Origin of the sequence: Sphingobacterium sp. UBA865, from assembly GCF_002295765.1 — a bacterium.
GTDB lineage: Bacteria > Bacteroidota > Bacteroidia > Sphingobacteriales > Sphingobacteriaceae > Sphingobacterium > Sphingobacterium multivorum.
Genome location: NZ_DBGB01000022.1, coordinates 197,677 through 210,326 on the forward strand (window position 1 = coordinate 197,677; position 12,650 = coordinate 210,326).

Annotated in this window: 10 protein-coding genes; 6 read left to right on the forward strand and 4 right to left on the reverse strand. The window is 41.6% G+C overall.

The annotated features are described in order from the left end of the window. Positions 1-8 precede the first annotated feature (8 nt). Complete coding sequence (gene ybeY, locus B2O97_RS12760; RefSeq protein ID WP_070561407.1) at positions 9-437, forward strand: rRNA maturation RNase YbeY; 429 nt, start codon at positions 9-11, stop codon at positions 435-437. Positions 438-576: 139 nt separating this feature from the next. On the opposite strand, the gene B2O97_RS12765 is transcribed toward ybeY, so the two are convergent. Next, positions 577-996 (reverse strand): nucleoside-diphosphate kinase, encoded by a 420-nt coding sequence (locus B2O97_RS12765; protein WP_046672716.1) that lies wholly within the window; start codon positions 994-996, stop codon positions 577-579. A gap of 285 nt (positions 997-1,281) precedes the next feature. On the opposite strand from B2O97_RS12765, the gene B2O97_RS12770 reads away from it, so the two are divergent. The 5 genes from B2O97_RS12770 to galK all read left to right on the forward strand — a co-directional run bounded on the left by B2O97_RS12770 (position 1,282) and on the right by galK (position 6,804). Then, a complete protein-coding gene (locus B2O97_RS12770; protein WP_070561403.1) occupies positions 1,282-2,130 on the forward strand; it encodes a 4-hydroxy-3-methylbut-2-enyl diphosphate reductase in 849 nt (282 codons plus the stop codon). An 81-nt stretch (positions 2,131-2,211) separates the two neighbouring features. Next, on the forward strand, positions 2,212-3,246 hold the full coding sequence (gene hemH / locus B2O97_RS12775) for a ferrochelatase (protein ID WP_286767501.1): 1,035 nt from the start codon (positions 2,212-2,214) through the stop codon (positions 3,244-3,246). A gap of 12 nt (positions 3,247-3,258) precedes the next feature. Continuing rightward, the gene (locus B2O97_RS12780; RefSeq protein WP_070561399.1) at positions 3,259-4,533 is read left to right on the forward strand and encodes a metallophosphoesterase; all 1,275 of its coding nucleotides are present in this window, start codon (positions 3,259-3,261) and stop codon (positions 4,531-4,533) included. A 68-nt stretch (positions 4,534-4,601) separates the two neighbouring features. Then, positions 4,602-5,651, forward strand: coding sequence for a UDP-glucose--hexose-1-phosphate uridylyltransferase (locus B2O97_RS12785; RefSeq protein ID WP_286767502.1), 1,050 nt, complete (start codon positions 4,602-4,604; stop codon positions 5,649-5,651). A 1-nt stretch (position 5,652) separates the two neighbouring features. Continuing rightward, complete coding sequence (gene galK, locus B2O97_RS12790; RefSeq protein WP_112375072.1) at positions 5,653-6,804, forward strand: galactokinase; 1,152 nt, start codon at positions 5,653-5,655, stop codon at positions 6,802-6,804. 91 nt (positions 6,805-6,895) lie between these two features. Here galK and B2O97_RS12795 read toward each other — a convergent pair whose 3' ends face one another. The 3 genes from B2O97_RS12795 to B2O97_RS12805 form a co-directional block, all read right to left on the reverse strand. Next, the gene (locus B2O97_RS12795; RefSeq protein ID WP_286767503.1) at positions 6,896-8,086 is read right to left on the reverse strand and encodes a trans-sulfuration enzyme family protein; all 1,191 of its coding nucleotides are present in this window, start codon (positions 8,084-8,086) and stop codon (positions 6,896-6,898) included. Positions 8,087-8,305: 219 nt separating this feature from the next. Continuing rightward, complete coding sequence (gene mfd, locus B2O97_RS12800) at positions 8,306-11,641, reverse strand: transcription-repair coupling factor (protein ID WP_112375070.1); 3,336 nt, start codon at positions 11,639-11,641, stop codon at positions 8,306-8,308. Positions 11,642-11,933: 292 nt separating this feature from the next. After that, complete coding sequence (locus B2O97_RS12805) at positions 11,934-12,518, reverse strand: hypothetical protein (protein ID WP_286767504.1); 585 nt, start codon at positions 12,516-12,518, stop codon at positions 11,934-11,936. Positions 12,519-12,650 lie beyond the last annotated feature (132 nt).

Consider the following 12,650-nt stretch of genomic DNA (forward strand, 5'->3'; position numbering starts at 1 on the left):
ATAGAAGGATGAAGAGCATATTATTTTTTACCGAGGATACGGATTTCAAATTAAAAGAAAAGGGAAAGATTCGTCAATGGATTGCTGATGCCATCAAAGGCGAAGGATTTAAGCGTGTGGGCGAATTAAGCTTTATCCTTTGCTCGGATGCTTACTTGCTTGAAATCAATAAGCAATATTTAAATCACGACACCTATACTGATATCGTTACTTTTGATTCTTCCGAATATGAGGACACCATCGCCGGCGATATTTTTATCAGTGTGGAACGTATTCAGGAGAATGCCGAAAAATTTAAGGTTGATGTGCGAGACGAGCTTCATCGGGTGATCATTCATGGTGTAATGCATCTGTGCGGCTATCCGGATAAAAAGCCGGCAGATAAAGCCAAGATGACCGCCAAGGAGGATGAGTATCTCGGTAAAAGAAACTTTTAATATACTCCTTCGTGCATTCATTAGGACCCACAGTTCGGTGAACCGACTGAAGATTCTATTTTACTCGAGAGAAGGAAGCAATACATAAAAAAAGCGCTTTACAATTTGTAAAACGCTTTTTTTATGTTGTTTCTAACGACTAGAATCTTTCAAATTGAGAGAAGAAGAAGTTTCCTTCAATAGCAGCATTCTCATCTGAATCCGATCCATGTATAGCGTTTGCATCAATAGATTTAGCATATTTGTTACGGATTGTACCTTCAGCTGCATCAGCAGGATTAGTCGCGCCGATCAATGTGCGGAAATCCTCAACAGCATTATCTTTTTCCAGGATTGCAGCAACGATAGGACCTGAAGTCATAAAGTTTACCAACTCACCATAGAAAGGACGCTCTTTGTGTACTGCATAGAATGCACCTGCTGTCTCTTGAGAAAGTTGTATGTATTTCATTGCAATGATTTTAAAACCACCAGCAATGATATCGTTCAAGATTGCACCGATGTGACCGTTCGCTACTGCGTCAGGTTTGATCATCGTAAAAGTTCTGTTAGTTGCCATTATTTTAATTTTTTTGCAAAATTAGATAAATTGCTTTTCATATGCAATATCATTACGCCTCAATATAGACACAATTATTGATAAGCCGACTAGCTGATGTCACCCTTATCGCTAAATTATTGGTTTTTGTTCCCGGATTTGTGCCTCTACTGAAATAGATGTTTCCTTTTGTTCCCAGCCCAATGTTTTTCTCTGTATGTAACAAAACTTTGTATCTGGCCGTTTATAGAAAAGTAAAAAAACAATTGATCTAAGTTCAATACGAATATGTAACTTTGTGTTATTATGGCATTAAATCTAACAGTAGACATCGATAAAGATTCAGGCTTTTGCTTTGGAGTGGTATACGCTATTGATATGGCAGAGGAAATTTTGGAGGAAGAGGGTTATCTTTATTGTTTGGGAGATATCGTTCATAATGACGAAGAAGTTGCCCGATTGAAAGCAAAAGGCTTACGCATTATCGATCATGCCGCCCTGCCGACCTTGAGCAATGAAAAGGTATTGATCCGTGCTCATGGTGAAGCCCCCGAGACTTATCGTGTTGCTTTGGAAAATAACATTACCTTGATAGATGCCTCTTGTCCTGTAGTGCTCAAACTACAGAACCGTATAAAAACGTCGTTCGATCAAGAGGAGAAAATTTTAATCTTTGGGAAGCACGGGCATGCTGAAGTGATCGGCTTGCAGGGGCAGACAAATAATGAAGCCTTAGTTTTTCAGGATATTTCCGAATTGGATCAAGTCGAATTGCCCGCCTCATTTACCTTATACAGCCAGACAACAAAAAGCGTGGATAAATTTTATGCCATCAAAGACGAACTGATCAGGCGAGGGTATGAAGTGAAAGCTAATGATACCATTTGTCGACAAGTTTCCAATCGATACGAAGATCTTGGCGCTTTCGCCAGACAATATGATAAGATCGTTTTTGTCTCAGGTAAGAAATCCTCCAATGGAAAGGTGCTGTTTGAAGTTTGTCAGAATGCCAATCCCGCTAGTTATTTTATTTCTGATCCTGCTGAATTAGATGCATCAGTCTTTGCTGAAAATGATCGTATTGGTATCTGTGGTGCCACTTCAACGCCAATGTGGTTGATGAAAGATGTAAAAGCAAGTTTAGAAGCATTATAAGCACAATTACCCGTCACAGATATTTCATAATTCCGCGGTTTAGATCCGGAGTGCATTCTTTTTTGCGTAGCTTTGTAAGCTATGAGCAATAAAGGCAAAAAAGGTATTCTTTTAGTACAATTGGGTACACCTGATAGTCCCACTACTCCAGATGTAAAGAGATATTTAACGGAGTTCCTAATGGATCCGCGAGTTATTGATATTCCTTATTTTCAACGCACCTTATTGGTCAAGGGAATCATTGCACGTACACGTGCGCCCAAATCGGCAAAAGTATACGAAACGATTTGGGATAAAGAAACGGGATCACCTTTGATGCACTACAGTATTTTGCAACGCAATCTGCTTCAAGAAGCGTTGGGTGAAGAATACCATGTGGAATTAGCGATGCGTTACCAAAACCCATCGATTGAGGCTGCATTGAAAAATATGGAGGGTCTATTTTTGGAGTCCATTCGTGTCATTCCTTTATTTCCACAGTACGCTTCAGCAACATCGGGTTCGGTCATCGATCGTGTCATGGAGCTTATTCGCAAATGGAATTATCTGCCAGAAATCAGTTTCGTAAGCAATTTCTGTACGGACTACTTAATGGCAGAAACTTATGCGGATCATGCCCGTAGGCACGATTTGGAAAGTTTTGACCATTTTGTCTTTAGTTATCACGGCCTTCCTGTGCGGCAGCTTGGAAAAGTAGATCCGACAGGTCAGCTTAAATGCCCCGAATCAGGCTGTGATTCTTGTAAAATGACAGTCAATTCATATTGCTATCTTTCGCAATGTTATGCGACAACACGGACGATAGCTGCCAAGCTCGGGTTGAAAAAAGAACAATATTCGCTCTGCTTTCAATCCCGTTTGGGTAAAGAACCCTGGATACAGCCCTATACCTCCGATTTACTGCATGATCTTGCCGCTAAGGGTTATAAGAAGTTATTAATTTTTAGTCCTGCTTTTGTGGCGGATTGTATCGAGACCATTGATGAAATTGGCGTGGAATATGCTAATGAATTTAAACATTTAGGGGGGGAGGAAGTGTGTTTGGTAGAGAGTCTTAATGATGATCCCAAATGGATCGAATCTTTAAAACAATTGGCGCTTAATGCCAAAAACTAAAATCGATAAAAGATGTTGTTAGTAAACGCGTGTGTATTACTCATATTGGATTTTTATATTTTCTTTGCGCTCCGTGCAACGAAGATTAAATTTCCCAAAACAAAAGTATTTTCCATTCTCTGGTGGTCTTATTCTGTTTTACTGCTATTGGGCGTTTTTATCTCAGCACAATATAGTATTCCTTTAATCGTACGGTCGGTTATTTTAGTCGCCTTTTTTCTGACAGCGGCGTCAAAGATATTTTTCTTTTTGATTTTGTTGATTGATGATATCCGACGTGGGGGTGTATGGTTGAAGCGTCTGTTCGCAAAAAAGAGATCTGTTGAGGATTTAGTCGACGATGCTGGAGACCCTTTACCAGAGAATCCAGTGAAAGGGATTAGCCGATCCGAATTTTTGACCAAAGCTGGTATTCTAGTTGGTGCCTCACCCTTGATACCCTTGAGCTGGGGAATTATTTCAGGAGCCTACGACTATCGTGTAAGGAGAGTCCCCTTGTATTTGCCAAATTTGCCCAAAGCATTCCATGGAATGACCATTGCGCAGATTTCAGATGTGCACTCAGGATCTTTCTATAATAAAAAGGCTGTCAGCGGTGGTATTGATATGCTTTTAAAGGAAAAAGCGGATGTGACATTTTTTACCGGTGATATCGTGAATGCCCAAGCTTCTGAAATGCGTGGTTATCAAGATATTTTTGCGCGTGTGAAATCTGATTTAGGTGTGTTTTCTACATTAGGTAACCACGATTATGGTGACTATTATTATGGTAAAGAAGATTCTCCTGCAAAGCGTAAGAACCTCCAGGATGTTATCGATGTGCATAAAATCATGGGCTGGGATCTTTTAATGGATGAAAATCGTAAGATTAAGGTCGACGGTGAAGAGCTTTGTATTGTCGGGGTCCAGAATTGGGGGACAGGTCGTTTTCCGAAACATGGTGATATCAAAAAAGCATTAATGGGTACCGAAGAGCAACCTGTTAAGTTGCTGTTATCGCACGATCCGTCGCATTGGCGGGCTCAGGTATTGGATACCGACGTGGATGTGATGTTTGCCGGACATACACATGGTATGCAATTTGGTGTAAGGTCCGAGATGTTGCAATGGAGTCCGGTACAATATATCTATAAGGAATGGGCAGGGCTTTATCGTGCGCAACAGAACAAACGATTATATGTTAATGTCGGCTATGGCTTTTTGGGTTATCCAGGACGTGTTGGAATTCTGCCTGAAATTACCATATTCGAATTGCTAAAAGCGCAGGACCCAAAGTTTAAAGCCTAAAAAATCCCCTTTGACTTTTGAGTTAATATAGCTATAATTGTGTATTCTGTACACCAGTTATACATAACATGCAATCAACTTTAAACTTTGGGGACTCTCCCCACACACGTGTTAATATTCTTACCGGGGAAAAAGTACTTGTGTCTCCGCATCGTAGTAAAAGACCATGGCAAGGGCAAGTAGAAGATCTTCCCGGGGATAATAGACCGGAATATGATCCCCAATGCTATTTGTGTCCGACAAATAAACGAGCAGATGGTGATATCAATCCAGATTATAAAGAAAGTTTTGTCTTTGTGAACGATTTCTCAGCTTTATTAAAAGATACAAGCCAGCAGGAATTTAATGAAGATGAATTATTTATCGCCGAAACCGAAAAAGGAATCTGTAAAGTAATTGCATTCACCCCGCGGCACGATCTTACACTACCCGAAATGGATCAGGCTGCAATCAAATCGGTGGTCGATCTTTGGCAAAAAGAGTTTGTCGAACTTTCGAAGGTTGACTGGATCAAATACATTCAGATTTTCGAAAATAAAGGTGCGATTATGGGCTGTAGTAATCCGCATCCCCACGGGCAGATCTGGTCACAAAATCATTTGCCTGTAGAAATCCAGAAAGAATGCGTTCAGCAACTGCACTATTTCAGTAAATATCAACGTACCATCCTGTCAGATTATGTTAAAGCGGAGTTGAGAAAAGAAGAGCGCATTATTGACGAAAATGATTCTTTTGTTTCGCTAGTCCCTTTCTGGGCCGCCTGGCCTTACGAAACGATGATTGTGAGCAAACGATCTATCCAAAACATTGCCGGCTTTGACGAGAAGGAAAAGTCGGATTTTGCCGCTATCCTCAAGTTGCTGACGACGCGTTATGACAATCTCTTCAAAGCATCCTTCCCCTATTCTGCAGGAATGCATCAGTCCCCAGTAAATGACGGTGACCACCCGGAATGGCACTGGCATATGCACTTCTATCCACCACTGTTACGTTCTGCTACCGTTAAAAAATTTATGGTTGGTTATGAAATGCTAGCGAATCCACAACGTGATATCACACCGGAGGTTGCCGCAGAACAGTTGCGAAATTGTTCGACAGTACATTATAAAGCTAAATAAGATGATAACAAAAGATACAATTGTAAATAAATTTAAAGAACTCTATCAAGAAGAACCTCTTGTCGTTACTTCACCCGGCCGGATTAATATCATTGGAGAACATACGGATTATAACGATGGATTTGTATTGCCTGCTGCAATTGACAAAGCAATATATGTTGCTGTAAGCAAGCGATCGGATGATAACATTGTGCTTTACGCGGAAGACTACAAGGAACGTCATGAGGTCAAGCTAGCGGCTATTGCTATTTCTGAGAAACATTGGCCAAACTATATTTTGGGGGTTGTTGACCAGTACCTGAAACGTGGTGCAACACTAGGTGGCTTCAACCTGTATATTGATGGTGATGTGCCACTGGGTGCTGGATTATCGTCTTCAGCAGCCGTTGAATGTGCCGTTACCTTAGCACTCAGCGAACTGTTCGATTTGCAGGTCGAACGACTCGATATTCCACAGATTGCTCAAAAGGCCGAACATACGTATGCTGGTGTGATGTGTGGTATCATGGATCAGTTTGCTTCAGCCTTTGGTAAAGAAAAAAATGTCATCAAACTGGATTGCCGCACCTTGGGTTTCGCGTATGTTCCACTTGATCTTAAGGGTTATGAAGTTGTATTATTGAATACAAACGTAAAGCATTCATTAGCTTCCACAGCTTACAATACACGTCGTGAACAATGTGAACAAGCTTCTGCATGGGTGCAGGAGAAGTACCCCGCTGTAAAGAACTTGCGCGATGTAACCATAGCGATGCTTGATGAATTGGTGAAAGATAAAGATGCCGATATCTATGCGAAAGCAAGCTTTGTGGTTCGTGAGAATGAACGCGTAGAGAAATCCTGTGATGCACTACGATCGGGAGATGTTGTTCAGCTTGGACAGTATATTTTTCAGAGCCATGAGGGATTAAGTAAAGTGTATGAAGTCAGTTGTCCGGAACTGGATTATCTAGTGGATTACGTCAAGCAGTTTCCTGAGGTGATCGGTGCCCGAATGATGGGTGGCGGTTTCGGTGGATGTACAATCAATATCGTAAAAGAAGGCGTACTACCTTCAATTTTGCCAACACTTGAAAAAGAATACAAAGAGAAATTTGATAAAGAACTTTCGGTCATTCAGGTCAGGATTGCCGATGGTACCCGCGTACTTTAATAAAAAATAGGTGTGCAGTAAGGGGAATAACATTCACGTGCTATTCCCCTTCTTTTTTTGCCTTTTTTGATAAGGACTTACCACATAAGTCCTAGTCAAGCTGATCCAATGCCTGTTTTAAGTCGGCGATGAGATCATCGGCATGTTCGATACCAACAGAGATACGCAACATCCCTAGCGTGATTCCCGAAGCTTCTTTCTGTTCCTTCGTATGGTGACCTCCCCACATACTCGCAGGGTGTACAATAAGCGATTCGACACCCCCCAAACTGGCCGCGTTAATAAATATGTGCAGTCCATTGATGAGTTTCTGTGCATTTAAAAATGCATCCTCTTCATCTTTACCATTGATATCGATGCAAATCATACCCGAAAATCCACTCATTTGTTGGGCTGCGAGCTCATGTTGTGGATGATTGGGTAATCCAGGATAACTGACTTTATTGATTTTTGGATGTTGATTTAGAAACTCGGCTAGTTTTAGCGCATTTGTATTGATCTGTTTGACGCGTAGACTTAATGTTTTCAGTCCCCGTAACAATAACCAGGAATCAAGCGGTGCGAGTGATGCGCCCAAAGCGACGGATCGTTTCCATACGCTGGCGATATAGCCCTGCGTACCGCAGACAATACCTGCGGTGAGGTCACTATGTCCGCCCAAATATTTCGTGGCGCTGTGGACAACAACGTCGATTCCAAAATCTGTCGGTGTTTGGTTGATCGGGGAGGCAAATGTATTATCGACCATGCTCTGAATCCCATGTTGTTTGGCGAGTTCTCCGATCGCTTTTAGGTCGGTGATATGGAGATTGGGATTTGATGGAGTCTCAATATATATCAGCTTGGTATTTGCTTGAATAGCTTCTTCAAACGCTGAAACATCGGTCTGGTCTACGGCTGTTACCGTGATCCCATAATCCGTTAGAAACTCTTTAAAGAAAATAGCTGTTCCGGAATAATGTGCATGTTGGGCGACAATATGATCCCCCGATTTAACGATAGCCAATATGGCTGTGCTGATCGCTGCCATACCTGTTGCAAAGACCAGTGCATCCTCCGTTTTTTCCAATTTCGCTAGAATGGAGGCGACTTGGCTATTCGTCGGATTGCCATGACGATGGTAAAAATAAGGGTGTTTCGGCTCGGTCGCAGCTTTGATGTATTCCGCAGGGTCAGGATCTGCAAAGTAGGTGGATGTCTGATAGATTGGCGTAGTTACTGCAGATGTCTGGTTGAATTGCTGTCCTTCATGGACGAGTATTGTTTCGGTATTGGTAGCCATGCTAATAATGTTGATTGATGCTTGTATTGCCTTAAAAGTCTATGATTCGATCTTGTCGAATCTTTGACCGTAAGGAACCCTTCGTTCGTTTGAAAGCATTGTTGGTGCTAATAGCGCGAAGACGGTTTATCTTGTATCTCAAATATAAATAAAATCTACTCAATATGTAGATTTTATTTATATCGGGTGCATCAATATCGCTTACAACATTAATACATCTTACAACATTTCTTTCAGCAGGCTCAACGCATACCCAATGGTATTCACATTATTTAACGCTAAACGAAGCTGGCCTTTGACTTCTTTGAGGTTGCTAATCTCGGGATGGCTTTGTACAAAGGACAGCACACGGCCGAATTGATCTGATTCAAAGTAGCTGGATTTGGGGTTATTGACAAAATAACCTTTCAATGTATGCTTTTTATACGCTATTTTTTCAAACCCGATCGTCTTCCCAAACCACTGTAAACGGAGTGTATTGAATAATTCAAAGACTTCGCGTGGGATAGGGCCAAAGCGATCTTCAAGTTCTTTTTCAAAGGCTGCCAATTGCTGCTCGTTTTCCAATTTGGAGAGTTCAGTATACAGATTATACCGTTCTGTAATATTGGTTACATATTCATCAGGGATCAATACCTCAAGGTCTGTGTCAATCTGCGTAAAGGACACATATTTTCGTTCTTTCTCATCCGCGAATACTGCCGAAAACTCGTCCTCTTTTAGCTCCTGAATAGCTTCGTCTAAGATTTTATGATACATTTCGAAACCGATCTCGGCAATAAAGCCCGATTGCTCGCCTCCCAAGAGATTTCCCGAGCCACGTATATCTAAATCGCGCATGGCAACATTAAATCCAGAGCCCAGTTCCGAAAACTCTTCTATTGCAGAAAGTCGTTTATAGGCTTCCGGTGTTAAGGTCGACAATGGCGGACTCAGTAGATAACAAAAAGCTTTCTTATTGGAGCGGCCCACCCGACCCCGCATTTGGTGCAGGTCGCTCAGGCCAAACATATGGGCGTGATTGATAATGATCGTATTCGCATTTGGGATATCAAGACCCGCTTCAATAATCGTTGTTGCAATTAAGACATCAAAATCGTGATTGATAAACTTAAGCATCACATCCTCGAGCTCATCACCCTCCAGTTGGCCGTGTGCAACACCGACCCGTGCTCCAGGAACCAGCTTGCGGATCAAATTGCCCAGCTGCGGTAGATCTGCAACACGATTGTGGATAAAGAATACCTGCCCGCCACGATCAAGTTCGTAACTGACGGCCTCTCCGATTAGTGTTTCATTGAAAACGTGGAGTTCGGTCTGTACGGGCTGCCGGTTGGGTGGTGGAGTCGAGATGATACTCAGATCGCGGGCCCCCATCAATGAAAAGTGCAATGTTCTTGGAATTGGCGTTGCTGTCAATGTTAGCGAGTCTACATTCGCACGCATGACTTTCAATTTTTCCTTGACCGAGACCCCAAACTTTTGTTCCTCATCGATAATCATCAGGCCGAGATCTTTGAATTTGACATCTTTGCTAACAAGGCGGTGTGTACCAATGATAATGTCTATTTTTCCTTCAGCGAGCCTGGCTAAGGTATCTTTGATCTGTTTGCTCGTCTTGAAACGGTTGATATAGTCGATCGTGCACGGAAGACCCTTTAGACGCTCCGAAAATGTCCGGTAGTGCTGTAATGCCAGGATAGTCGTCGGTACCAGGACAGCAACTTGTTTACTGTCTGCTACAGCTTTGAAGGCTGCACGGATGGCAACCTCCGTTTTTCCGAAGCCTACATCCCCACAGATCAATCGGTCCATCGGATGTGGCGATTCCATATCTTTTTTCACATCGGCAGTAGCCTTTTCCTGATCGGGTGTATCTTCATAAATAAAGGAGGCCTCCAGCTCATTCTGTAGGTAGCTATCCGGTGAGAACGCATTTCCATGCTGTGCCTTTCGTTTGGCATAAAGCATGATCAAGTCGCGCGCAATATCCTTGACTTTTTTCTTGGTCGTCTTCTTGAGTTTGTCCCAGGCGTCGGTACCCAATTTATTCATTTTGGGAACAGTTCCCTCCTTACCGGAATATTTGGAAATACGGTTTAAAGAGTTGATGTTCACATACAAAAGATCATTGTCCGCATAGATCAAGCGGATCATTTCCTGAGACTTACCGTTGACATCTACTTTCTCCAAACCTCCGTAGCGGCCGACACCATGGTCAATGTGTGTAATGAAATCGCCCGGTTTAAGATCTCGTAGATCTTTGAGCGTAATTGCCTGTGAGCGCTCGTAAGCCTTCTTACGTTTATATTTATAATAACGGTCAAATATCTGGTGATCCGTGTAACAGGCTAACTTTAAACTGTCGTCTCTAAAACCTTCGCGTAACGCTTTATGAATCGGAATGAAGGTGGCTGATTTATCGAGATCTTCCAGAATCGTATAGATGCGTTCGACCTGTTTGGTCGAATCTGAAAAGATCAGATTCTGAATTCGCTGGCTCTCATTCTCTTTGAAATTATGGATTAAGAGATTAAAATCTTTATTGAATGAAGGTTGGGGATGTATATCGAACTTGAACGTGGCTTCAGCTTTATAAAAGAACTGTTTGCCGAATTCGATGATGGGAAACTCAAAAAATAACGCATTGAGGTTTTTCTCGTCTGTAAATTCATAGGCTGGATTATGCCATTCCGGATTATCCTTTTTCTGCTTATCGGTTAACCCCGCCCATAATTTTTCCGCTTTCTTTAACCCATCTTTCACAATATCTAACGTAAATTGAGCGTCTTTGATCCAGATTGTAGCGTCCTGATCTACATATTCCAATAAAGAAATGTGTTGGGATGTCAGGAACTTCGCTTGAACATTTGGTACAATGGTTACTTTGTGGATTTTTTTGACAGACAGCTGGGATTCAATGTCAAATGTACGTATGCTTTCGATGTCGTCGCCAAAGAATTCAATACGGTATGGGAGGTCATTCGAAAAAGAAAAGATATCTACAATGCCACCGCGTATCGCAAATTGTCCTGGTTCATACACAAAGTCGACACGTTCGAAATCATATTCGATCAAAAATTCGTTGATGAAATCAATACTTAGCGCCGTGTTTTCTGTTATTTCTAAGGTGTTTTTATCCAGGTCGTTGCGGTTGATCACTTTCTCCGCGATAGCCTCTGGATAAGTAACAACCATTTTCGGTAATTCCGACGTATGATTGAGCGAACTTAATGTCTCCGCACGTTGCAATACATTGGCGGAGTCCGTTTGCGTAAAATCAAATGTTTTGCGATAAGACGAAGGGAAAAAAAGAACCTGCTTATCCAACAGGCTTTCCAGGTCACTTAAAAAATAAGAAGCGTCTTCATGAGTCGGTAAGATAAAGACCATTGGACGTTCCTGTAAGTTGTAAGAAGATACGGCTATGAATGCATCCGAAGAACCAATAAGCCCTTTCAACTGAATCTTGGGGTTTTTGGATTGTAAAGCCTTGGTAAGCGACTGAACAGTTTCGCTTTGGCTGTATTTTTCTAATATTTCTTGAATTCCCACGAGCAAAAATTTCGAATAAGTGCGAATTTAACGAAATAGTATCAAGTATCGGGTATGAAGTACTAAATTTTTTGGTAAAAAAATAGCTGACTTGCTCGTTAAGAAGGAGATGACTTTGTGAAGCTCAAAAGCTATAATAGATGAATCTGTGCAGGGGCTTATTTCGCGAGGTAAAAAGTATAGGCAAAAACGAGCAACACCAATAAGGTGGCCAGGTAAATTAATTTATATTGCTCATAAGCTGTAACATGAAAGGATCCAATTTTAACGCGATTTTTGCTGTTTCTCATAACTAATTTAGGTCGAGGTCAATCTTCTGTTCACTAATATAGCTTTTAAGTGTTGTATTACCAAAAGCATCCAGTGTATTTTGAAAATCTTCCCGATAGTCAAATTGAAAGTCTTCATGAAGTTTACTGTATTTGCCCACCGCATGCTTGATACGCCCTGTTATATATTTATGTAATTTATGGGCAGCAGACTGATAGGAGGAGGCGAAAAGCCTGTCGTAATCAGCGATGGCTCTCTTTAGGATATAGCATCTGAATTCTACTTCACTGATTTTATCCTTCGTGACTTTTTCGTGCTCATTCACTAAATCGCTTGCTTGTTTGATAAGCTTGTTAAGCGCAATAAAATTACTGTGTTGTGGCGTATTACCAATTTGACTCAAACCACTATCGAACAATTGTTGCAGCTGCTTTCGTAGTTTTTCAATACGTTCCTCTAAATCCTCCGCATTCTCCAATAATTGGAAATGCAATTGCTTGATCAGCATTTTGTCCTTGCTTATCAGGCGTACGAGGAGTTTGTCTTTTTCCTTTTGGGGTAGGTCAAGGACAGCTTTCTTTAGTTCGGCATCTTGATGTAAGGACATAATCTGTGTGTTTTAGTGTAAAGAGAGTTATTGAGCGAAAATTCAGGCACGCTGTCAGTGTGCCCGAATAAATTGCTCGTTTCATCAGCCGGAGTTTATGTACGCAATAGCTGCCCCACATTTACCGTCGCT